The sequence below is a fragment of the Marimonas lutisalis genome, assembly GCF_005434965.1.
Lineage (GTDB): Bacteria > Pseudomonadota > Alphaproteobacteria > Rhodobacterales > Rhodobacteraceae > Marimonas_A > Marimonas_A lutisalis.
This window is the reverse complement of the sequence record NZ_SKCI01000001.1, coordinates 710,125-730,997: the sequence shown is the minus strand read 5'-3', so window position 1 is coordinate 730,997 and position 20,873 is coordinate 710,125. Positions and strand designations below refer to the sequence as shown.

The 20,873-nt window shown below is 64.2% G+C and carries 23 protein-coding genes; all 23 read right to left on the bottom strand.

Annotation, left to right across the window (positions count from 1 at the left end):
• Positions 1-25 precede the first annotated feature (25 nt).
• Positions 26-1,696, bottom strand: coding sequence for a ribonuclease J (locus E0501_RS03565; RefSeq protein WP_137699960.1), 1,671 nt, complete (start codon positions 1,694-1,696; stop codon positions 26-28).
• On the bottom strand, positions 1,693-2,472 hold the full coding sequence (locus E0501_RS03560; RefSeq protein WP_137699959.1) for a type III pantothenate kinase: 780 nt from the start codon (positions 2,470-2,472) through the stop codon (positions 1,693-1,695). Before E0501_RS03560 ends, E0501_RS03565 begins: the two co-directional genes overlap by 4 nt.
• A gap of 11 nt (positions 2,473-2,483) precedes the next feature.
• Entirely contained in the window at positions 2,484-3,227 is a 744-nt protein-coding gene (locus E0501_RS03555) for a biotin--[acetyl-CoA-carboxylase] ligase (RefSeq protein ID WP_137699958.1), read from the bottom strand.
• A 106-nt stretch (positions 3,228-3,333) separates the two neighbouring features.
• Positions 3,334-4,773 carry an NADH-quinone oxidoreductase subunit NuoN gene (gene nuoN / locus E0501_RS03550; RefSeq protein WP_137699957.1) on the bottom strand — a complete coding sequence of 480 codons (1,440 nt, stop codon included), beginning with the start codon at positions 4,771-4,773 and terminating at the stop codon, positions 3,334-3,336.
• 12 nt (positions 4,774-4,785) lie between these two features.
• The gene (locus E0501_RS03545; protein ID WP_137699956.1) at positions 4,786-6,330 is read right to left on the bottom strand and encodes an NADH-quinone oxidoreductase subunit M; all 1,545 of its coding nucleotides are present in this window, start codon (positions 6,328-6,330) and stop codon (positions 4,786-4,788) included.
• A complete protein-coding gene (gene nuoL, locus E0501_RS03540; protein WP_137699955.1) occupies positions 6,330-8,483 on the bottom strand; it encodes an NADH-quinone oxidoreductase subunit L in 2,154 nt (717 codons plus the stop codon). Before nuoL ends, E0501_RS03545 begins: the two co-directional genes overlap by 1 nt.
• Positions 8,484-8,489: 6 nt before the next feature.
• Positions 8,490-8,795: an NADH-quinone oxidoreductase subunit NuoK gene (gene nuoK / locus E0501_RS03535; RefSeq protein WP_137699954.1), complete on the bottom strand. Its 306-nt coding sequence runs from the start codon at positions 8,793-8,795 to the stop codon at positions 8,490-8,492.
• Between the two features lie 41 nt (positions 8,796-8,836).
• On the bottom strand, positions 8,837-9,445 hold the full coding sequence (locus E0501_RS03530) for an NADH-quinone oxidoreductase subunit J (protein ID WP_137699953.1): 609 nt from the start codon (positions 9,443-9,445) through the stop codon (positions 8,837-8,839).
• On the bottom strand, positions 9,442-9,849 hold the full coding sequence (locus E0501_RS03525) for a carboxymuconolactone decarboxylase family protein (RefSeq protein ID WP_137699952.1): 408 nt from the start codon (positions 9,847-9,849) through the stop codon (positions 9,442-9,444). The genes E0501_RS03530 and E0501_RS03525 overlap by 4 nt, the downstream gene beginning before the upstream one ends.
• Complete coding sequence (nuoI, locus tag E0501_RS03520; protein ID WP_137699951.1) at positions 9,846-10,340, bottom strand: NADH-quinone oxidoreductase subunit NuoI; 495 nt, start codon at positions 10,338-10,340, stop codon at positions 9,846-9,848. Before nuoI ends, E0501_RS03525 begins: the two co-directional genes overlap by 4 nt.
• A gap of 2 nt (positions 10,341-10,342) precedes the next feature.
• The gene (nuoH, locus tag E0501_RS03515) at positions 10,343-11,380 is read right to left on the bottom strand and encodes an NADH-quinone oxidoreductase subunit NuoH (protein ID WP_137699950.1); all 1,038 of its coding nucleotides are present in this window, start codon (positions 11,378-11,380) and stop codon (positions 10,343-10,345) included.
• 7 nt (positions 11,381-11,387) lie between these two features.
• Positions 11,388-11,753 carry a hypothetical protein gene (locus E0501_RS03510; protein ID WP_137700838.1) on the bottom strand — a complete coding sequence of 122 codons (366 nt, stop codon included), beginning with the start codon at positions 11,751-11,753 and terminating at the stop codon, positions 11,388-11,390.
• A gap of 44 nt (positions 11,754-11,797) precedes the next feature.
• Positions 11,798-13,825 carry an NADH-quinone oxidoreductase subunit NuoG gene (gene nuoG, locus E0501_RS03505; RefSeq protein ID WP_137699949.1) on the bottom strand — a complete coding sequence of 676 codons (2,028 nt, stop codon included), beginning with the start codon at positions 13,823-13,825 and terminating at the stop codon, positions 11,798-11,800.
• 7 nt (positions 13,826-13,832) lie between these two features.
• On the bottom strand, positions 13,833-14,234 hold the full coding sequence (locus E0501_RS03500) for a DUF5333 domain-containing protein (protein WP_137699948.1): 402 nt from the start codon (positions 14,232-14,234) through the stop codon (positions 13,833-13,835).
• Positions 14,235-14,392: 158 nt separating this feature from the next.
• Complete coding sequence (locus E0501_RS03495; protein WP_137699947.1) at positions 14,393-14,737, bottom strand: hypothetical protein; 345 nt, start codon at positions 14,735-14,737, stop codon at positions 14,393-14,395.
• Positions 14,738-14,742: 5 nt separating this feature from the next.
• Entirely contained in the window at positions 14,743-16,041 is a 1,299-nt protein-coding gene (gene nuoF / locus E0501_RS03490) for an NADH-quinone oxidoreductase subunit NuoF (protein WP_137699946.1), read from the bottom strand.
• A gap of 4 nt (positions 16,042-16,045) precedes the next feature.
• On the bottom strand, positions 16,046-16,270 hold the full coding sequence (locus E0501_RS03485) for a DUF5337 domain-containing protein (protein WP_137699945.1): 225 nt from the start codon (positions 16,268-16,270) through the stop codon (positions 16,046-16,048).
• Positions 16,271-16,281: 11 nt separating this feature from the next.
• A complete protein-coding gene (locus E0501_RS21445) occupies positions 16,282-17,133 on the bottom strand; it encodes an NADH:ubiquinone oxidoreductase (RefSeq protein ID WP_235857735.1) in 852 nt (283 codons plus the stop codon).
• Between the two features lie 48 nt (positions 17,134-17,181).
• Positions 17,182-18,360 carry an NADH-quinone oxidoreductase subunit E gene (locus tag E0501_RS03475; protein ID WP_137699944.1) on the bottom strand — a complete coding sequence of 393 codons (1,179 nt, stop codon included), beginning with the start codon at positions 18,358-18,360 and terminating at the stop codon, positions 17,182-17,184.
• Positions 18,360-18,644 (bottom strand): hypothetical protein, encoded by a 285-nt coding sequence (locus E0501_RS03470; RefSeq protein ID WP_137699943.1) that lies wholly within the window; start codon positions 18,642-18,644, stop codon positions 18,360-18,362. The genes E0501_RS03475 and E0501_RS03470 overlap by 1 nt, the downstream gene beginning before the upstream one ends.
• Complete coding sequence (locus tag E0501_RS03465) at positions 18,641-19,861, bottom strand: NADH-quinone oxidoreductase subunit D (protein WP_137699942.1); 1,221 nt, start codon at positions 19,859-19,861, stop codon at positions 18,641-18,643. The genes E0501_RS03470 and E0501_RS03465 overlap by 4 nt, the downstream gene beginning before the upstream one ends.
• A gap of 11 nt (positions 19,862-19,872) precedes the next feature.
• Positions 19,873-20,253 (bottom strand): nuclear transport factor 2 family protein, encoded by a 381-nt coding sequence (locus E0501_RS03460; protein ID WP_137699941.1) that lies wholly within the window; start codon positions 20,251-20,253, stop codon positions 19,873-19,875.
• Positions 20,250-20,864: an NADH-quinone oxidoreductase subunit C gene (locus tag E0501_RS03455; protein ID WP_137700837.1), complete on the bottom strand. Its 615-nt coding sequence runs from the start codon at positions 20,862-20,864 to the stop codon at positions 20,250-20,252. Before E0501_RS03455 ends, E0501_RS03460 begins: the two co-directional genes overlap by 4 nt.
• Between the last annotated feature and the right edge of the window lie 9 nt (positions 20,865-20,873).

Below are 20,873 nucleotides of genomic sequence, written 5' to 3'. Positions count from 1 at the left end.
AGCAGATCGCGGAACGGGTTGGCTACTAGGCCAGCCTCGACGTGATCACCGTCACCTCGGGTTTCTTGCCGATCTCGTCCTGCGCCACGCGGCGCACAATGCGTTTCAGCTCCTGCTCGATCTTGTCGTCATCCGCCAGCGTCTTCTCGCTCGCGCGGCCCAGGAACTGGCCCAGGTCGGCCTCCAGTATCTCCACCAGCGGCGCGCGCGACCGCCCCGTTTCGGGCAGGCCCATGCTCTCGCACCAGGGCTCGCCAAGCGGCTCGTCTTGTTCATCCAGGATTAGCGTCACGATCACATGCCCGTTCAGCGCCATGCGGATCCGGTCGCGCACGATCCCGTCCAGCGCCCCGATCTGCACGCTGCCATCCAGGTAAACGCGCCCGGTCTCGATATACTCGGCCACCGTGGGCGCGTTGCCGCTCAGGTCGATCATCGTGCCGTTCACCGCCACGATCCCGTCGCGGCGGTTCTCTTTGGCCAGCTTCACATGCTCACACAGCATCCGGTGCTCGCCATGCATCGGGATCACCATCTGCGGGTTCACCAGCTGGTGCATCTTCAACAGGTCCGGCCGGTTCGCATGGCCCGACACGTGGTAAAAGCCCGAGTTCTCGTCAACCACGTCCACGCCCTTTTCCGACAGCTGGTTCATGATGCGGATCACGCCGCGCTCATTGCCCGGGATGGTTTTCGAGGAAAACAGGAACAGGTCGCCTTCCTTCAACTCCATCCCGTTATACTTGCCGCGTGCCAGCTGTGCGCTCGCCGCGCGGCGCTCGCCCTGGCTGCCGGTGACCAGAAGCATCAGGTTCTCGCGCGGGATGCTCTGCGCCTCTTCCGGGCTCACCACGCGGGGAAAGCCGCTCAGCACCCCGGTTTCCACCGAGGCCTCGATCATGCGCAGCATCGCCCGCCCCATCAGGCAGATCGACCGGCCCGCGCGCTCGCCCGCCTCAGCCAGCGTCTTCAGACGCGCCACGTTCGACGCAAACGTCGTCGCCACCACCAGGCCCTTGGCCCGGCTGAACAGCTCCTCGATCTGGGTTTCCAGCTCGGCCTCCGAGCGGCCCTCGTGGCGCGAGAACACGTTGGTCGAATCGCAGGTCAGCGCCTTCACGCCCACCTTGCCGATCTCTTCCCAGGCCCCCTCGTCAAAGGGTTCACCCACCACTGGGGTGTGGTCGATCTTGAAATCGCCCGAATGCACCAGACGCCCGCCCGGGCTGTCGATCACCAGGCCCGCGCTTTCCGGAATGGAATGCGACACCGGCACAAACCCCACGGTAAAGGGCCCCGCCGTTACCGTCTCGGGCCAGGGCGAAACGGTGCGCACGATCCGCGGGTCCAGCCCCTGCTCCTCCAGCTTGCCGCGCGCGATATTGGCGGTGAACGCGCGGGCATAGACCGGCACCTCCAGAAGGTCGGGGAAGCGGCCCACCGCGCCTACGTGGTCTTCGTGCGCGTGGGTGATGAAAATCGCCTCCAGCCGGTCGCGGTTCTCGATCAGCCAGCTCATGTCGGGCAGGATCAGGTCCACCCCCGGGCTCGAATCCATGTCCGGAAAGGTCACGCCCAGATCGACCAGGATCAGCCGCTCGCGCCCTGCCTCGCCATAGCCATAGACATAGGCGTTCATCCCCACCTCGCCGGCGCCGCCCAGCGGAAGGTAGATCAGCCGTTTGCTCTTGCTCATGTGTTACCCTGTTCCTTGTTATAGGCGTGGATCACGGTCAGCCCGTGCATCGTCAGGTCATCTTCGAACTGGTCGAACAGGTCCTCGGATTGCTGGAACAGCGGTGCCAGCCCGCCCGTGGCGATGATCTGCATGTCGCGGTCGCGCTCGCCCTTGATGCGTGCGCAGATTTCCTTCACCAGCCCGACATAGCCCCAGAACACACCCGATTGGATGCATTCCACCGTGTTCGTGCCCACCACCTTCTGCGGCTTCGAGATGTCCACATGCGGCAGCGCGGCCGCCGCCATGTGCAACGCCTCCAGGCTCAGGTTCACCCCCGGCGCGATCACCCCGCCGATATAGGCGCCGTCGCTCGCCACCACGTCGAATGTTGTCGCCGTGCCGAAATCCACCACGATCAGGTCACCGCCATGCCGGTCGAACGCGCCCGCCGTGTTAACCAGCCGGTCCGGCCCCACCTGCGTGCCCTCATCCACCCGCGGCAGATGCGGCAACAGGCATTCGGGCTTGCCCACGACCAGCGGGCGCGCGTTGAAAAACCGGTCGGCAAAGACGCGCAGGTTCCACACCACCCGCGGCACGGTCGAGCTGATGATCACATCGGTAATCTCAGCGTCGATCCCGTAATGTTTGATCAGGGTCGAGAACCAGGTGAAATAGGCATCCGCCGTACGCGCATGGTGGGTCGATGTGCGCAGCGTGCACAGGAACTTCTCTCCGTCCCAGATCGAGAACACCGTGTTGGTGTTGCCGCAATCGATGCACAAGAGCATGGCAGCCCCCTTCAGAAAAAAATGTCCGCCGCGGCGATCGCCCGGCGGCCTTTGGGCGTGGATAGAACAAGATTGCCCTCTTCGTCCACCGTTTGAAACGTGCCTTGCAGTTCCTCGCGGGCGGTTCGGGCAATAATCTCTTCGCCCAGCCGCGCCGCCCGGCCCAGCCAGGCTTCGCGGATCGGGCCGAAACCGTAGGCGCGGAACCGCCGCTCCCAGGCGTCATAGGCCAGCGCCAGCAGGTCCAGGAACGCCTCTGGCGCAATCTCCACCCCGGTCTCCTGCATCAGCGCCACGGGCCGCACCGCGCCCTCTTCCACCGTGCCCGGCACCTCGCGCAGGTTCACGCCGATACCGATGGCGAAATGCGCCACGCGACCGGCCGGCCCCGCGCTTTCCAGCAATATGCCCGCCAGCTTGCCGCCGTTCAGCAAAACGTCATTGGGCCATTTCAGGCTAAGCCCGTCGGCCCGCCCCGTCGCCTGCGCGACCGCGTCGTACAGCGCCAGCGACGCCACGAACGAGCGCAGCGCCATGCGTGCCGGCGGCTCATCGAGCCGCATCACCAGGGTGGCGGCGAAATTGCCCTGCGGATCGGTCCACGCACGCCCGCGCCGCCCCCGTCCCGCAGTCTGGCGCAGCCCCAGGATCCACTCGGGCCCCGCCAGCGTCGGCCCGATACGGGCCGCTTCGGCCATGGTGCTGTCCACTTCCGCAAGCACCCGGCGGCCATATCCCTCCGGCCAGTCGCTCATGCGCGCCCCTGCCGCTCTTTCTTGGTAAAAATACTCAATTCCGCCCTCTCCAAATACAAAACGCCCGCCGTTTCAGACGGGCGCCTGCCACATGCGGTGTTCCGGCTCAGTTGACCAGCGCCGCCGCAGCGGCCTGGGCGGCGGTCTCGATGCCAAAGAGGTTGACGACACCCACCACCATGATCACCGCACTCGCCATCAGGAACACCAGCGAAACCGGCGCCGTGCCCCGGTCCAGCGTCTCGCCCTCTTCGCCGAAATACATGAAATAGACGATCCGCAGGTAGTAGAACGCCCCGATCACCGAGGCGATCACACCGGCCACCGCCAGCCAGGCCAGCCCGGCCTCATAGGCCGCGCGCAGCACGTAAAGCTTGCCGAAGAAGCCCACCAGCGGCGGCACGCCTGCCAGGCTGAACAGCAGCACCAGCATCGCCAGCGCTCGGCCCGGAAAGGCCTTGGCATACTGGTTGAGCGACGCGATATCCGTCACCGGCTGGCCGTCGCGCTCCATCGACAGGATGAAGGCAAAGGTCCCCACGTTCATGGTGACATAGATCGCCATGTAAACCAGCATCGCCTGCACGCCAAAGGCCGTGCCCGCAGCCAGCCCCATCAGCGCATAACCCATATGCGCGATCGACGAATAGGCCATCAGCCGCTTGATGTTGGTCTGCCCGATCGCGGCGACCGCGCCGAGGAACATGCTCAGCAGCGACAGCAGTGCCAGCACCTGACCCCAGTCCGCGCTAACCCCGCCAAAGGCATCGTGCAGCACCCGCGCCAAGAGGCCCATCGCCGCCATCTTCGGCGCGGTCGCAAAGAACGCGGTCACCGGCGTGGGCGAGCCTTCATAGACATCCGGCGTCCACATGTGGAACGGCACCGCGCTGACCTTGAACGCCAGGCCGGCCATCACGAACACCAGGCCGAACAGCAGCCCCAGCGGCGCCTGGCCCTCGCCCGCGGCGGCGATGATGCCCGAAAACAGCGTCGTGCCGGCATAGCCATAGACAAGCGACGCGCCGTAAAGCAGAAGGCCCGAGCTCAGCGCGCCCAGCACGAAATATTTCAGGCCCGCCTCGGTCGAGCGCACGCTGTCCCGGCGCATCGCGGCAACCACGTAGAGCGACAGCGATTGCAGCTCCAGCCCCATGTAAAGCGCCATCAGGTCGCCGGCACTGACCATCATCATCATGCCCACAGCACTCAGCGCCACCAGAATCGGGTATTCGAACTTCATCATGTCGCGCTTGGCCATGAAGTCCTGCCCCATGACCAGAACCGCCGCACCGCTGAGCAGGATCGCCACCTTGGCAAACCGGGCGAACCCGTCATCGTGGAACATTCCGCCAAAGGCCACGTTCGTGCCCTCGCCGGTGATCCCGATCCACGCAGCCAGCACCGCCATCAGGCCCGCGGTCAGCCAGATCAATGCGCCCGCGAACCGGTCCTTGCCGGTATAAACCGCCGCCACCAGTGCGCCCATCGCATAGAGCGCCAGCACAATCTCGGGCAGGATAATGTTCAGATCAGCCTGGATCATAACGTCACTCCGTCAGTGCGAGGCCGCAACCTGGCTGGATGCGCCTGCATCCGCCAGTGCGGTTTCGTAATTGCCAATCAGCGCCTCGACCGAGGGGCCGATGATATCGGTCACCAGCGCCGGGTAGACGCCCAGGATCAGCGTCATCGCCACCAGCGGCGCGAAAATCGCCCGCTCGCGGCCCGACATGTCCTTGATCGTCTTCAGGCTCTCCTTGATCAGGTCGCCAAAGACCACCCGCCGATAAAGCCACAGCGCATAGGCCGCGCTGAAGATCACGCCCGAGGTCGCCACCAGCGCCACCCAGGTGTTGACCTTGAAAATGCCCATCAACGTCAGGAATTCCCCGATGAACCCGCTGGTGCCCGGCAGGCCGACATTGGCCATGGTGAAGAACATGAAGATCAGCGCATAGGCCGGCATCCGGTTCACCAGCCCGCCATAGGCGTCGATCTCGCGGGTGTGCATCCGGTCATAGATCACGCCCACGCAGAGAAAGAGCGCGCCCGAGATGAAGCCGTGGCTCAGCATCTGGAAGATCGCCCCATCGATGCCCTGCTGGTTCGCCGCGAATATGCCCATGGTCACGTATCCCATGTGCGCGACCGACGAATAGGCAATCAGCTTCTTCATGTCCTCCTGCACCAGCGCCACCAGCGAGGTATAGACGATGGCAATGGCCGACATCCAGAAGACCAGCGGCGCCAGCAGATCGCTTGCCACCGGGAACATCGGCAGGCTGAACCGCAGGAAACCATAACCGCCCATCTTCAGCAGGATCGCCGCCAGCACGACCGAACCCGCCGTCGGCGCCTGCACGTGCGCATCCGGCAGCCAGGTATGCACCGGCCACATCGGCATCTTCACCGCGAAGCTGGCAAAGAAGGCCAGCCACAACAGCGTCTGCATCCCGCCGATGATCTGGAAGCCGAACAGGCTCATCGTTTCCGAGCTGAAACTGCGCTTCAGCAGCATGGCGATATCGGTGGTGCCCGCATCCGAGAACATCGCCACCATCGCAACCAGCATCAGCACCGAGCCGAGGAAAGTGTAGAGGAAGAACTTGAAGCTGGCGTAGATTCTTTCTTTGCCGCCCCAGATGCCGATGATCAGGAACATCGGGATAAGGCCGGCCTCGAAGAACAGGTAGAACAGCACCAGGTCCAGCGCCATGAACACGCCCAGCATCAGGGTTTCCAGCACCAGGAAGGCGATCATGTATTCCTTGACGCGTGTCTTCACCTCCCAGCTGGCCCAGATGGTCAGCGGCATCATGAAGGTGGTCAGCATCACGAAAAGAACGCTGATCCCGTCAACGCCCATCTTGTATTTCAGGCCCAAGAGCCACTCGCGCTCTTCCACCATCTGGAAGTCCGTGTTGGCAGGGTCGAACCCGGCCAGGATGAACAGCGACACCAGGAACGTCAGCGAGGTTGCCAGCAGCGCCACCCACTTGGCGTTGCGCTGCGCGGCTTCATCCTCGCCCCGCAGGAATACCATCAGGATCAGCGCGGCCAGCGCCGGGATGAAGGTGACAATGGAAAGAAGGTTGTCCATTACTGTGCTCCCCCGGTCATGACCATCCAGGTCACCAGGATCACGATCCCGATCACCATGGCAAACGCGTAAGTGAAGATGTAGCCCGACTGCGCCCGACCGGCGAGGCGGGTAAACCACGGCACCGCGCCCATGGCGATGCCGTTGATCGTGCCATCGATCACCCGCCCGTCACCGCGCTTCCAGAAGAAGCGGCCAACGGCCTGGGCGGGACGCACGAAGATGAAGTCGTAGATCTCGTCGAAATACCACTTGTTCAGCAGGAACAGGTAAAGCGGGCGGTTGGCCTCGGCCACGCGGCCGGGCATCGCCGGGTTCAGGATGTAGAACCAGAACGCGATGCCGAAACCGGTCACCATGGCGACGAACGGGCTCACCTTCACCCATTTCGGCGCATGGTGGGCCTCGTCCATCACGTGATTGTCGGCCGCCATGTAGATCGCCCCCTCGGGCGCGGCCCCCATGGCCGGCGCATGGCCCTCGTCTGCCCCGTGCGCGGCAGTCTCGGTGCCGTGGCCCGCGGTTTCTCCATGGCTTTCGGTGGCCGCGGCGGTGTCGCCATGCGTGGCGGTCTCGCCGTCCTTCGCGGCCTCGCCATGGCCATCCGCGGCCTCGGCGTGATGGGCCGGAATGCCGAAGAACTTGTTCACCTGGTTGTGGTCGCCAAAGAACGACCCGTACCAGACCATGCCCGAGAAGATCGCGCCCAGCGCCAGCACACCCAGCGGCACCAGCATGACCATCGGGCTTTCATGCGCGTGCTCATGCGTGTGCTTGTCGCCCCGCGCCTTGCCGTAGAAGGTCATGAACATCAGCCGCCAGCTGTAGAAGCTGGTAAAGAGCGCCGCCACGACAAGCGCCCAGAAGGCAAAGCCGCCGGCGGTGCCCGCATAGGCGCTCTCGATGATCGCGTCCTTCGACAGGAAACCGGCAAAGCCGATCGTGGTCAGCGGGATGCCCACGCCGGTAATGGCCAGCGTGCCGATCATCATCGCCCAGAACGTATAGGGGATCTTCTTGCGCAGCGCGCCATAGTTGCGCATGTCCTGTTCGTGATGCATCGCGTGGATCACCGAACCGGCGCCCAGGAACAGCATCGCCTTGAAGAACGCGTGGGTGAACAGGTGGAACATCGCCACGGAGTAGACGCCCACGCCCGCGGCCACGAACATGTAGCCCAGCTGCGAACAGGTCGAATAGGCGATCACGCGCTTGATGTCGTTCTGCACCAGGCCCACTGTCGCGGCGAAAAAGGCCGTGACCGCGCCGATATAGACCACGAACATCTTGGCCTCGGGCGCGTATTCCATCAGCGGCGACATCCGGCAGACCAGGAACACACCCGCCGTCACCATTGTCGCGGCGTGGATCAGCGCCGACACCGGTGTCGGACCTTCCATCGCGTCCGGCAGCCAGGTGTGCAGGAACAGCTGCGCCGACTTGCCCATCGCGCCGACGAACAGCAGGAACGCCAGCAGGTTTGCCGCGTTCCATTCCGTCCACAGGAAGGTCAGCTGCGTCTCGGCCAGCATCGGCGCGGCGGCAAAGATGTCGTCCATCATGATCGAGTCGACCAGATAGAACAGGCCGAAGATGCCCAGCGCGAACCCGAAATCGCCCACCCGGTTGACGACGAAGGCCTTGATTGCCGCGGCGTTCGCGCTCGGTTTCTTGTAGTAGAACCCGATCAGCAGGTAGGACGCCACGCCCACCCCTTCCCAGCCAAAGAACATCTGGACCAGGTTGTCGGCGGTCACCAGCATCAACATCGCGAAGGTGAAGAAACTCAGGTAAGCGAAGAAACGCGCCTTGTAGCTCTCGCCTTCACCCCAGTTTTCGTCATGCGCCATGTAGCCCAGGGAATAAAGGTGCACGAGCGCCGATACCGTGGTCACCACGATCAGCATGATCGCGGTCAGCCGGTCCACCCGGATGCCCCAGCTGGTATCGAGCGTGCCCGACTGGATCCAGCGCATCACCTCGATATGCTGGGTCGTGCCGTCATGGCCCAGGAACACCGCCCAGCTCAGCGCGCAGACCAGGAACAGGATGCCGGTGGTCAGCCACTGCGCCGCCGTCTCGCCGATGATCCGCCAGCCGAAGCCCGCGATGATGGCGCCCACGAGCGGGGCAAAAAGAATGATCTGTTCCATGGCCCCTTACCCTTTCATCACGTTGACGTCTTCGACGTCGATCGTGCCGCGGTTGCGGAAGAAGACGACCAGAATGGCCAGCCCGATCGCCGCCTCGGCCGCGGCCACCGTCAGCACGAACAGCGTAAAGACCTGCCCAACCATGTCGCCCGCGAAAGACGAGAACGCCACGAGGTTGATGTTGACCGCAAGCAGCATCAGCTCGATCGACATGAGCAGGATGATCACGTTCTTCCGGTTCAGGAAGAGGCCGAAAATGCCGATGACGAACAAGGTCGCCGCCACCGTCAGGTAATGTTCAAGTCCGATCATGTCGTCCCTCGGTTCTTGTCTTTATCCGCATCGGCAAGGGCTCAGAGCCCCTGCCCCGGTTTCACGTCTTTCATTTCGATCGCCGTTGCCGGGTCACGCCACATCTGTTGCAGCACGTCCTGCCGCTTCACGTTTTCGCGGTGGCGCAGCGTCAGCACGATCGCCCCGATCATCGCCACCAGCAGGATCAGGCCGGCCAGCTGGAACAGCAGGAAATACTTGTCATAGATCAGCAGGCCCAGCGCCGCCGTGTTCTCCACCCCCTCGGGCGCGGGCGCCGCGCGCGCGGCCTCGGCCCCGGGCGATGTTTCCCACACCCCAAAGGCCAGCCCCAGCTGCATCAACAGCACGATACCGATGGCCAGCGCGATGGGCAGGTATTGCGCCATGCCCGCCTTCAGCGCGGCGAAATCCACGTCCAGCATCATCACCACGAAGAGGAACAGAACCGCCACCGCGCCCACGTAGACGATGATCAGCAGCATCGCCACGAACTCCGCGCCCAGCAGCACAAAGAGCCCCGCCGCGCTCAGGAACGACAGGATCAGGAACAGCACCGAATGCACCGGGTTGCGGCTCACCACGGTGAAAAAGCCCCCGATGATGGCGCAAATGGCAAACAGGTAAAACGCAAGGCTCGCGACGGTCATGTCTCATCTTCCTCGTTCTCGGCCAGGACTTCCTTGGCCAGTTCCATGGCCCGGGTCATGGCGGGTATGCCTGCAAACATCGACATCTGGGCGATGGTCTCGGCAATCTCTTCCTTCGTGGCGCCCGCTTCGATCAGGTGGCGCACGGTCATGCGGAACGGCGTTTCGGCCTGCGCGCCCTGCATCGTCATGCCCGCCAGCGTCAACAGAAGCCGCGTCTTGGCATCCAGCCCGTCTTTCGACACGCCCTTGCCGAACCACATTTCCATGGCCTCCTTCGGCATGGTCGGCCACAGTTTCTCGAACCCCTTGGGCGAAAACTGCTCCAGCGCAGGATTAAAGGCCTTCGCCATCTCCTGTGCCTGCTGCATCATCAGCTCGAAGGGGGTTTTTGCGTCGCTCATCGGTAGGGTGCGTCCAGTTCCAGGTTGCGGGCGATCTCGGCTTCCCAGCGTTCCCCGTTCGCCAAAAGCTTCTCCTTGTCATAGAACAGCTCTTCACGGGTCTCGGTGGCGAATTCGAAATTCGGCCCCTCCACGATCGCATCCACCGGGCAGGCTTCCTGGCAGAAGCCGCAATAGATGCATTTCGTCATGTCGATGTCATAGCGCGTGGTGCGGCGGCTGCCGTCATCGCGCGGCTCGGCGTCGATGGTAATCGCCTGCGCCGGGCAGATCGCCTCGCACAGCTTGCAGGCAATACAGCGTTCCTCGCCGTTGGGATAGCGGCGCAGCGCGTGCTCGCCGCGGAAGCGCGGGCTCAGCGGGCCTTTTTCATGCGGATAGTTCACCGTCGCCTTGGGGGCGAAGAAATACTTGAACCCCAGCCGGAACCCCTCGATCCAGTCGGTCAGAAGGAAATATCCGGCGGCGCGTTTGTAATCGATATTCGCCATGCTCAGCCTCCCATCGTCCAGCGGGCATAGGCCCCCCAGAACCATTCGAATTTCGCCGCGAAGGCCACGAAGACCACCCAGACCAGGGAAAACGGCAGGAACACTTTCCACCCGATCCGCATCAGCTGGTCATAGCGGTAGCGCGGGGTGATCGCCTTCACCATCGCGAAGATGAAGAAGAAGAACGCCATTTTCGCGATCATCCACAGAACCCCGTCGGGCAGGCCCGGAACGGGGCTCAGCCAGCCGCCGAAGAACAGCAGCGAGGTCAGCGCGCACATCAGGAAAATGGCGATGTATTCGCCCGCCATGAACAGCAGGAACGGGGTCGAGCTGTATTCCACCTGGTAGCCCGCCACCAGCTCCGATTCCGCTTCCGGAAGGTCGAAGGGCGGGCGGTTGGTTTCGGCAAGCGCCGAGATGAAGAACAGGAAGACCATCGGGAAATGCGGCAGCCAGTACCAGCTGAAGAAGCCATAGGCGCCGTCCTGCGCGGCCACGATCCCGCTGAAATTCATGCTCCCGGTCGAAATGATGATGCCGATGATGATCAGCCCCAGGCTCACCTCGTAGGAAATCATCTGCGCGGCCGACCGCAGGCTGCCCAAGAACGGGTATTTCGAGTTCGAGGCCCAACCGCCCATGATCACGCCGTAAACCTCGAGGCTCGAAACCGCGAAGACGAACAGGATCGCCACGTTGATGTCACTCAGCACCCAGCCCTCGTTCATCGGGATCACGGCCCAGGCCAGGATCGCCAGCACGAAACTGGTCAGCGGCGCCAGCAGGAACACCGGCTTGTCGGCCCCGGCGGGGATCACCACCTCCTTGACCACGTATTTCAATGCGTCCGCCACCGATTGCAGCAGCCCGAAGGTACCCACCACGTTGGGGCCCCGCCGCATCTGCACCGCGGCCCAGATCTTGCGATCCCCGTAGACGAGGAACAGCAGCGAGATCATCACGAAGCCCACGATCGCAAGGCATTGCGCCACGATCAGCACGAAGATCCCAAAGGGGGTGGTCAAGAATTCAGCCATCAGTTCCTCACACCATCGGTATTCCGTTCTCCGCGCAGTTGCCGGCCACGACTTCGGCGTCGATGGTCTTCAACCCCCGGGGAAGCGACGGCGAGATGGTGTAAACCGCATCTCCCCGCCAGCCATTTTCGATTTTGTCCACGCTCGTGCGCACATGCCGGGCAAAGCCATAGCCCCGGATCAGCGCATATTGCGCCGCCGCGCACTCGGCATAGCGCTCCACATGCACGGCTTCGGCCTCGGGCCCGGTTTCCACCACGAACTGCACCAGGTCGCCATGCAGCAGCCGGGTTTCCACCCCGCGATAGACGATATTCTCCGGCACCGGGGCAAAGCGCGTCACCTCGCCCCTTTCGGTCTCGCCACAGCCCATCACCAGCGCCGCCAGCGCCAGGGGGGATATGCCGATCAGCCGGGTCACTCTGCCGCCATCTTCTCGCCGGCGCGGACACGGGCCATGGCGCTCAACTCGGCCATCACTTCGCTTGCGCGCGCAATCGGGTTGGTCAGGTAGAAATCGGCCACGGCGTTGCGGAACGCCACATTCGCCTTGCCCAGCTTTCCGGCCTTCACCGGCTGCGCCGCGTTTTCCGGCACCTCGTCGATCAGGCCCAGATGCGGCACTGCGCCGACCAGCGCCTGGCGCAGTTGCGGCAGGCTGTCCCACGGCTGGGTCGCGCCCAGCTCGGCGCTCAGCGCGCGCAGGATGGCCCAGTTTTCCTTGGCCTCGCCCGGGGCAAAACCCGCGCGCAGCGCCAGTTGCGGGCGCCCTTCGGTGTTCACGAACAGGCCCTGTTCCTCGGTATAGGCCGCGCCCGGCAGGATCACGTCGGCGCGGTGCGCGCCGCGGTCGCCATGGCTGCCCTGGTAGATGACAAAGGCGCCCGGCTCGATCTCGATCTCGTCGGCGCCCAGGTTGTAGATCACGTCGGCGCCCTCGGTCGCGGCCTTCAGCCCGCCCTCGGTGGTTGCGCCCACGTCCATCGCGCCCACCCGGCCCGCCGCCGTATGCAGCACCAGCAGGCCCGAGTTGGATTTCTCGGCGATCGCCTGCGCCGCGGCCAGCACCGCCTCGCCATCGGCCTCCTGCAGCGCGCCCTGCCCCACGATCACCAGCGACGGCAGGTCCTTCACCTCGCCATAGCTCTGATCGACGAGCGATTGCAGAGCCGCGCGGTCGGTGCCGACATGCGCGTAATCATAGGTCAGGTCAACGGCTTCGCCCACCAGCCCCACATTCGCGCCCCGGCTCCAGGCCTTGCGGATGCGCGCGTTCAGCACCGGCGCCTCGTCGCGCGGGTTGGTGCCGATCAGCAGGATATATTGCGCCGCGTCGATATCCTCGATCGCCGCCGTGCCGACATAGGCGCCGCGGTTGCCCGCAGGCAGGCGCGCACCGTCCACCCGGCATTCCACGCTGCCGCCCAGGCCTTCGATCATCTGTTTCAGCGAAAACGCCGCTTCCACCGGAGCCAGGTCACCCACCAGGCCCGCCACCTTGGTGGCGCCCTTCATCGCCTCGGCCGCCTTTGCCAGCGCCTCGCCCCAGCTGGCCGGGCGCAGCTTGCCGCCCTCGCGGACATAGGGCCGGTCCAGCCGCTGACGCCGCAGACCGTCCCAGATGAACCGCGTCTTGTCGGAAATCCATTCCTCGTTCACGCCGTCATGGTTGCGCGGCAGCACCCGCATCACCTCGCGCCCTTTGGTATCCACGCGGATATTGCTGCCCAGCGCGTCCATCACGTCGATGGTCTCGGTCTTCGAAAGCTCCCAGGGCCGCGCGGTAAACGCATAGGGCTTCGAGGTCAGCGCGCCGACCGGGCACAGGTCGATGATGTTGCCCTGCAGGTTCGAGTGCAGCGTCTGGTTCAGATAGCTGGTGATCTCGGCATCCTCGCCCCGGCCGGTCTGGCCCATCTGGGTGATGCCCGCCACCTCGGTGGTGAAGCGCACGCAGCGCGTGCAGGAAATGCAGCGCGTCATGCAGGTGCCCACCAGCGGGCCCAGCTCAAGGTCGTCAACCGCCCGCTTGGCCTCGCGGAAGCGCGAATTGGCAATGCCATAGGCCATCGCCTGGTCCTGCAGGTCGCATTCGCCGCCCTGGTCGCAGATCGGGCAATCCAGCGGGTGGTTGATCAGCAGGAATTCCATCACCCCTTCGCGCGCCTTCTTCACCATCGGCGAATTGGTCTTCACCACCGGCGGCTGGCCTTCCGGCCCCGGGCGCAGGTCGCGGACCTGCATTGCGCAGCTGGCGGCCGGCTTGGGCGGGCCACCCACGACCTCGACCAGGCACATCCGGCAGTTACCGGCAATCGACAGCCGCTCGTGATAGCAGAAGCGCGGGATTTCCACGCCGGCCTGCTCACAGGCCTGGATCAGCGTCATTGCGCCGTCCACTTCGATCTCCGTGTCATCAATGATGATCTTGCGCAGGTCGCTCATGCTCCACTCACTTCGCTTTCAGCAGGCTGCCGATCACGCTGCCACTGGCAATCTCGGCATGGCCAAGCTTGCACAGATCTGCAGCCTTCTTCGGATTCAACCCCTTGGATTTTACATAGGCCTCGCCTTCGGCCCGGATTCGCGCCTTCTCGTCCGGGCTCTTGCGATAGGCATTGATTTCGTCATCGCTATAGCCCAGCGCGTTGGCCCGGCGTTTCAGCGACCAAAGATATTTCATGCCCTTCATCGTGCGGGCATCGATCTCGCCGCATTTCTCGCTGATCTCAAGCGCCAGCGCGACGCGCAGCATGTTGTCGTCAATCTCAGACACATCGCGCAGCGGCGCCTTGGCCTGCGCGGCCCCCGCCAGAAGACCCAGACCCAGAACCGCAGTTGTCAGAACACGCATCGAAACACTCCTTTCGCACAGGTTCGACGGGGCGGCCACTATGGCCCCCCGTTGCCTGTGCGACATGGATGCGCGCGCGCCTGTTATGCAATAACAGCGCGCGTAACTGCCTGATCCGGCAGCATTTCGCCCATGCGCGAAAGGATATGCGCGGTCTGTCACCATCCCTCGCAGCGTCCCCGGAATGTGATCGTGTCGTCCTGAACCGTCAGGCTCTCGTCTTCGGGGCCGACATCCCATTCGATGTCGGAGTTTCCGAAATACTCGATGCAATGGCGGGTCGCCTCATAGGCCCCGGCCTGCCGCGCGCCTTCAAGGCTCTTGCTCACGTTGAACACGCTCACGGCGAATTCCTTGTGCTCGTCGCCCAGCTGCTCAAGCCGCGCGCGGAACTGCTGCCCGTCAAAGTAAAGACCCTTCTTCGGCTTGAGCTTGTCAACCGCCCCGCAGGACGCCAGAAGACCCGCCACCAGGCCCAGGGTTATGATCTTGGTTGCCCGCATCCCGCTCACTCCGCCGCCATCGCGCCCATGCGGCCCGTCTTCTGGGCCTTGATCCGGTCCTCGATCTCCTCGCGGAAATTCTTGATCAGGCCCTGGATCGGCCAGGCCGCCGCGTCGCCCAGGGCACAGATCGTGTGGCCCTCGACCTGCTTGGTCACATCAAAGAGCATGTCGATCTCCTCGACCTCGGCCTCGCCCTTCACCAGCCGGTCCATTACCCGCATCATCCAGCCGGTGCCTTCGCGGCAGGGCGTGCACTGGCCACAGCTTTCGTGCTTGTAGAATTTCGACAGCCGCCAGATCGCCTTGATGATGTCGGTCGACTTGTCCATCACGATCACCGCCGCCGTGCCCAGGCCGCTGCCCAGCTCGCCGCGCAGGTAATCGAAATCCATGATCGCGTCGCGCATGTTCTCGCCGCGCACGCACGGCACCGAGCTGCCGCCCGGAATGACCGCCAGAACGTTGTCCCAGCCGCCCCGGATGCCACCACAATGCCGCTCGATCAGCTCTTCAAAGCTGATCGACATCGCCTCTTCCACCACACAGGGGTTGTTGACATGGCCCGACACGGCAAACAGCTTCGTGCCCGCGTTGTTGGCCCGGCCGAACCCGGCGAACCACTCGCCGCCCCGACGCAGGATGGTCGGCACCACGGCAATCGATTCCACGTTGTTCACCGTGGTCGGGCAGCCGTAAAGGCCCGCGCCGGCAGGAAACGGCGGCTTCATCCGGGGCATGCCCTTCTTGCCTTCCAGGCTTTCCAGCAGCGCGGTTTCCTCGCCGCAGATATAGGCGCCGGCGCCGTGATGCAGGTAAAGGTCGAAATCCCAGCCCGATCCGGCCGCGTTCGGGCCCAGCAGACCCGCCTCATAGGCTTCGTCGATCGCCGCCTGCAGCGCCTCGCGCTCGCGGATGTATTCGCCACGGATGTAGATATAGCAGGCATGCGCATTCATCGCGAAAGACGCGATCAGGCAGCCCTCGATCAGGGTGTGCGGATCATGGCGCATGATCTCACGGTCCTTGCAGGTGCCCGGCTCGGATTCGTCGGCATTGACCACCAGGTAGGCCGGCCGCCCGTCGCTCTCCTTGGGCATGAAGCTCCACTTCAGACCGGTCGGGAAACCCGCGCCGCCGCGACCGCGCAGCCCGCTGGCCTTCATCTCGTCGATGATCCAGTCGCGCCCCTTCTCGATAATCTTCGCCGTGCCATCCCAATGGCCGCGCGCCTTGGCGCCCGCCAGCGTGCGGTCATGCATGCCATAGAGGTTGGTGAAGATCCGGTCCTGGTCCTTCAGCATCGCGTTACCCTTCGAGTTCCCGGCGCGCGCGCCAGATTTGAAAAATCATCACGATGGCCAGCACGAAGCCCGCCAGCGCGAAAAGATCGAACAGGGCCAAGGTGCGTTGGCTCAGCCCCATCCGTGTGCCGATCAGGGTGGAGAGGATCCAGAAAACACCGGTGCCCGCGATCACCAGGGCGGTCACCCGCCCCTTGCGCGCCAGTTTTTCCCGTGCCTCGTCCCCCATCATTCAGCGCCTCAATAGACCTCGCCCTTGTCCACGCGCTGGGAAAACTCGGTCTCCCCGCCCGCGGCTAGGATCTTGGCCTGTTCCACCCAGTTGTCGCGGCTCACCCGGCCCTTGAAGCCCTGCAGGTTCGCGTTGACCCAGGCCACCTCGTCGGCGGTCCACCCGGCGATCTGGTCGAAATGGTAGAACCCCATCTCGTTCAGCATCTTCTCAAGTTTCGGGCCGACACCCTTGATTTCCTTCAGGTTATCGGCCTCGCCGCCGCGCGGGCCAGACAGCGCCTCGGGCTGGGTGCCCTCGTTCTCGCCTTCGTGCTCACCGTCCTTGTCATAGTCGGGCGTGGCCGCCGCCGCGGCGTCCGCCGCCGCCTTGGCCTCTGCCTCGGCCTTGGCTTTCGCCGCCGCGTCGGCCCTGGCCTTCTCGTCGGCCTCGGCTTTCGCCTTCGCTGCCGCGGCCTCCGCCTCGGCCTTCTCGGCGGCAATCGCCGCGTCCAGCTTGGCCTTGTCCTCGGCCGCCTTGGCCGGGTCGATGCCCGCCGCCGCGGCGCCCGCGTCCAGATCACCGGCTTCCGCCTCGGCCAGCGCCTCGTCGACAAGGGCCGAATGATGCGATCCGGCGGCCACTGTGCCCGCGCTTGCCGCTGCCGCGCCATGCGCAGCCGCACCGTCATGGCCGGTCATGCCCCAGCCGCAGATGAACTTGCCCAGGACCAGCGCGATGAAACACGCCACCGCGATCCCGATCAGCAGCGCCGGCAGCCAGGTCACCGCCTCGACCGACAGCCAATAGGCCAGGATCCCAGCCAGAATGCCCAGGATCCACGCGGCCCAGCCGCAGGTGCCAATTCCTTCGTTCTTCATCGTGTCATCCCCCGTTACCTGTTGGAGCTATTTTTGCCCTGATTACCGTCACTTACCTTTCTTGCGGCGCGAAAACTCGGTCTCGCCGCCTTCCGCCAGGATCTTCGCCTGGTCGATCCAGTTGTCGCGGGTGATGCGACCCTTGAATTTCAAACGCTCATCGACCCAGGCCACCTCGGCTTCGGTCCACTTGGCGACCTGGTCGAAATGCCAGAAGCCCAGCTCGTTCAGCGTGCCTTCCAGCTTCGGCCCCACGCCGCTGATCAGTTTCAGATCGTCGGCACCGGATTTGCGCGGTGCGGTCATCGTGCGCGGTTTCTTTTCCTTCACCGGGGCGCTGGCGGGCTTGGCCGCGGGTTTCACCGCCGGTTTGCCCTTGGCCACGGCCTTGGCCGCCTGCTTGGTCGCGCCGGTCTTGTCGGCGCTGGCCGTCGCCGCCGGTTTCGGCTCCGCCGCCTTGGCCTTCGCGGCCGTGGTCTTCTTCGCCGCCGGTTTGGCCTTGGCCCCGCCGCGCGCCTTCGCCTCCAGCCACGGCGTGGTCAGCGGCACCTCGGTGCCGTCAATGCGCTTCACGGTCTCGCCCAGGTCGGTGGCCAGCTGCACGCTGGCGTTATACTGGGTGTGCCCGCTGTCATACTCGGTCAGCGTGGTCAGCCCGCTCAGCGGCTCCGACGCGTAACGCCCGTTCTGCGGCCCCGGCAACGGCACCTTGCCGGCCGACAGCTCGTCGATGATCTCGCCCATCCGTTCCGGCGTCAGATCTTCGTAGTAATCCTTGCCGATCTGCGCCATCGGCGCGTTCGAGCACGACCCCAGGCATTCCACCTCTTCCCAGGAAAACTTGCCATCGGCCGACAGCTCGTGCGGCCGTGCCGCGATCTTGTCTTTCAGCACCGCCATCAGGTCCTCGGCGCCGCAGATCATGCAGGACGTGGTGCCGCAGACCTGCACATGCGCCACGCTGCCCACCGGCTGCAACTGGAACATGAAGTAGAACGAAGCCACCTCGAGCGCGCGGATATATGCCATGCCCAGCATGTCGGCGACATATTCGATCGCCGGCTTGCTCAGCCAGCCCTCCTGCTCCTGCGCGCGCCACAAAAGCGGGATAATCGCGCTGGCCTGCCGGCCCTCGGGATACTTGGTGATCTGCGCTTCCGCCCATTTCTGGTTCGCGGGCGTAAAGGCAAAGCTCTCGGGCTGTTCGTGGTGAAGGCGGCGCAGCATCAGGCACAGGCTCCTGTCGTCAGTTTCACACCCTGATCGCCGGGCAGCTTCTCGGCCGTGCCCCAGGTCAGGTGGTGTTGGACCAGCGCCAGCGTCTGCTCGCGGGTCAGCCCCGCCTGCAGCTCGACCGGCTGGTAATCGCTCTCATCGCGCATAACGCAGCCGATCGAGGCCGCGGCAGACACGAAATCTTCGTGCATTTCGGGGGTCACGCCCGACGGGCCCATCACTATGCAACCCGACAGGGCCGATGCGGCCACACTCACAAGAACAAGTTTCTTCACCGGTCAATCTCCCCGAACACAACATCCAGCGTGCCGATAATGGCGGCCACATCGGCCAGCTGGTGGCCATTGGCGATATGCTCCAGCGCCTGCAGGTGCAGGTATCCCGGCGCGCGGATCTTCGCGCGGTAGGGCCGGTTGCTGCCATCGGCCACAAGGTAGACGCCAAACTCGCCCTTGGGCGCCTCGACGGCGGCGTAAACCTCGCCCTCGGGCACGTGGAACCCTTCGGTATACAGCTTGAAGTGATGGATCAGCGCTTCCATCGAGGTTTTCATCTCGCCGCGTTTCGGCGGGGTGATCTTGCCGCGCGCCAGCACATCGCCCTGGTTTTCCGGCTGGCGCAGCTTCTCGCAGGCCTGCCGCATGATATGGGCCGACTGGCGCATCTCTTCCATCCGCATCAGGTAGCGGTCATAGCAGTCGCCATTCTTGCCCACCGGGATCTGGAATTCGAATTCATCATAGCATTCATAGGGTTGCGCGCGGCGCAGGTCCCAGGCCATGCCCACGGAACGCGCCATCACACCCGACATGCCGAAATTCAGCACATCGTCCTCGGTGATGATGCCGATATCCACGTTGCGCTGCTTGAAGATGCGGTTTTCCGTCAGCAGCCCATCAAGGTCATCCAGGAATTTCGGGAACCCCTCGGCCCATGCGTCGATATCGTCGATCAGTTCGGGCGGCAGGTCCTGGTGCACGCCGCCGGGCCGGAAATAGGCCGCGTGCAGCCGCGCCCCGCAGGCGCGCTCGTAGAACACCATCAGCTTCTCGCGCTCTTCGAAGCCCCAGACCGGCGGGGTCAGCGCGCCCACGTCCAACGCCTGCGTGGTCACGTTCAGCAGGTGGTTCAGGATGCGGCCCATCTCGCAGTAAAGCACCCGGATCAGGCTGGCGCGGCGCGGCACCTCCACCCCGGTCAGCTTCTCGATCGCCAGGCACCAGGGATGCTCCTGGTTCATCGTGCCCACGTAATCCAGCCGATCGAAATAGGGCAGGTTCTGCAGGTAGGTGCGGCTCTCCATCAGCTTCTCGGTGCCGCGATGCAACAGGCCGATATGCGGGTCGCAACGCTCGACGATCTCGCCGTCCAGCTCCAGCACCAGCCGCAGCACCCCGTGCGCCGCCGGGTGCTGCGGGCCGAAGTTCAGGTTGAAATTGCGGATCTTCTGTTCGCCGGTCAGCGCGTCATCGAAGCCTTTGGAACCGTCCATCTCGTTCCCCCTCAACCGTCAAGCGCCGGGCCGCTTTCAACCCGGAACAGCTTGGTAATCAGTTTCCATTCCCCGCCGACATGAAAGAAGCCGAGGTAATCCTTGTACCGCCGCGGCGGCATGTCGACCCACAGCTTCACATGCGCGATGTCGGGCCCCGCCACGTCCACCGTCTCGATGTGATAGGACGGATCGCCCGCGAACGGGTCGCGCCCCGCGACACGCCCCACGAAGGCCGCCTTGTCGATCTTGCGCGACTGGCCGTCGCTGGCGACATAGGTCATCAGGAAATCCTCATGGCACATCCGCTCGAACGCCGCGGCGTCCGACCAGTGCAGCGCCTCGCAATAGGCACGGGCCTGCGCAGTGACTTCCTGGATCGGCAGGCTCATTCCTTGGCCCCCTCGCCTTTTTCGTCACCCGGCAGGATGTATTGCGCGCCTTCCCAGGGGCTCATGAAATCGAACTGGCGGTATTCCTGCACCAGCTTCACCGGCTCGTAGACCACGCGCTTCTGCGCCTCGTCATAGCGCAGCTCGACATAGCCGGTGGTCGGGAAATCCTTGCGCAGCGGATAGCCGCGGAAGCCGTAATCGGTCAGGATGCGGCGCAGGTCCGGGTGGCCGGAAAACAGAATGCCGAACATGTCGAACACCTCGCGCTCGAACCAGTTGGCGCTCGGGTGCACCTCGGTGATCGACGGCACCACCTCATCCTCGCGGATCGCCATTTTCAGGCGGATGCGGTGGTTCTGGAACATGCTCAGGAAGTGATAGACCACGTCGAACCGCTTGGCCCGGTCGGGATGGTCCACCGCGGTGATATCCACCAGCGTGGAAAACCGGCAAGTGCCGTCGGTCTTCAGGAAATCGACGAAGCCCACGATACTGGCCGGCGTCACTGTCACGGTCAGCTCACCGTTGGCAACCTCCCAGCCCGCCACGCAATCGGGGCGCTTGGCCTCGACATAGGCGCCCAGCTCTTTCAGTGCTGTTTCAACCATGCTCTCTCG

Bases quoted from the DNA above. Each gene is read 5' to 3' on its own strand.
- E0501_RS03525 (WP_137699952.1), bottom strand. From the start codon at position 9,849: ATGAGCGACGCAAAAACCCCCTTCGAGCTGATGATGCAGCAGGCACAG.
- E0501_RS03500 (WP_137699948.1), bottom strand. From the start codon at position 14,234: ATGCGTGTTCTGACAACTGCGGTTCTGGGTCTGGGTCTTCTGGCGGGG.
- E0501_RS03555 (WP_137699958.1), bottom strand. From the start codon at position 3,227: ATGAGCGACTGGCCGGAGGGATATGGCCGCCGGGTGCTTGCGGAAGTG.
- nuoH (WP_137699950.1), bottom strand. From the start codon at position 11,380: ATGGCTGAATTCTTGACCACCCCCTTTGGGATCTTCGTGCTGATCGTG.
- E0501_RS03475 (WP_137699944.1), bottom strand. From the start codon at position 18,360: ATGCTGCGCCGCCTTCACCACGAACAGCCCGAGAGCTTTGCCTTTACG.
- nuoN (WP_137699957.1), bottom strand. From the start codon at position 4,773: ATGATCCAGGCTGATCTGAACATTATCCTGCCCGAGATTGTGCTGGCG.
- nuoK (WP_137699954.1), bottom strand. From the start codon at position 8,795: ATGATCGGACTTGAACATTACCTGACGGTGGCGGCGACCTTGTTCGTC.
- E0501_RS03560 (WP_137699959.1), bottom strand. From the start codon at position 2,472: ATGCTCTTGTGCATCGATTGCGGCAACACCAACACGGTGTTCTCGATC.
- E0501_RS03545 (WP_137699956.1), bottom strand. From the start codon at position 6,330: ATGGACAACCTTCTTTCCATTGTCACCTTCATCCCGGCGCTGGCCGCG.
- E0501_RS03510 (WP_137700838.1), bottom strand. From the start codon at position 11,753: ATGGGCTGTGGCGAGACCGAAAGGGGCGAGGTGACGCGCTTTGCCCCG.
- E0501_RS03565 (WP_137699960.1), bottom strand. From the start codon at position 1,696: ATGAGCAAGAGCAAACGGCTGATCTACCTTCCGCTGGGCGGCGCCGGC.
- E0501_RS03460 (WP_137699941.1), bottom strand. From the start codon at position 20,253: ATGAGCCTGCCGATCCAGGAAGTCACTGCGCAGGCCCGTGCCTATTGC.
- E0501_RS03485 (WP_137699945.1), bottom strand. From the start codon at position 16,270: ATGGGGGACGAGGCACGGGAAAAACTGGCGCGCAAGGGGCGGGTGACC.
- nuoL (WP_137699955.1), bottom strand. From the start codon at position 8,483: ATGGAACAGATCATTCTTTTTGCCCCGCTCGTGGGCGCCATCATCGCG.
- nuoI (WP_137699951.1), bottom strand. From the start codon at position 10,340: ATGGCGAATATCGATTACAAACGCGCCGCCGGATATTTCCTTCTGACC.
- E0501_RS03530 (WP_137699953.1), bottom strand. From the start codon at position 9,445: ATGACCGTCGCGAGCCTTGCGTTTTACCTGTTTGCCATTTGCGCCATC.
- E0501_RS21445 (WP_235857735.1), bottom strand. From the start codon at position 17,133: ATGAAGAACGAAGGAATTGGCACCTGCGGCTGGGCCGCGTGGATCCTG.
- E0501_RS03465 (WP_137699942.1), bottom strand. From the start codon at position 19,861: ATGGACGGTTCCAAAGGCTTCGATGACGCGCTGACCGGCGAACAGAAG.
- E0501_RS03495 (WP_137699947.1), bottom strand. From the start codon at position 14,737: ATGCGGGCAACCAAGATCATAACCCTGGGCCTGGTGGCGGGTCTTCTG.
- E0501_RS03455 (WP_137700837.1), bottom strand. From the start codon at position 20,864: ATGGTTGAAACAGCACTGAAAGAGCTGGGCGCCTATGTCGAGGCCAAG.
- nuoG (WP_137699949.1), bottom strand. From the start codon at position 13,825: ATGAGCGACCTGCGCAAGATCATCATTGATGACACGGAGATCGAAGTG.
- nuoF (WP_137699946.1), bottom strand. From the start codon at position 16,041: ATGCTGAAGGACCAGGACCGGATCTTCACCAACCTCTATGGCATGCAT.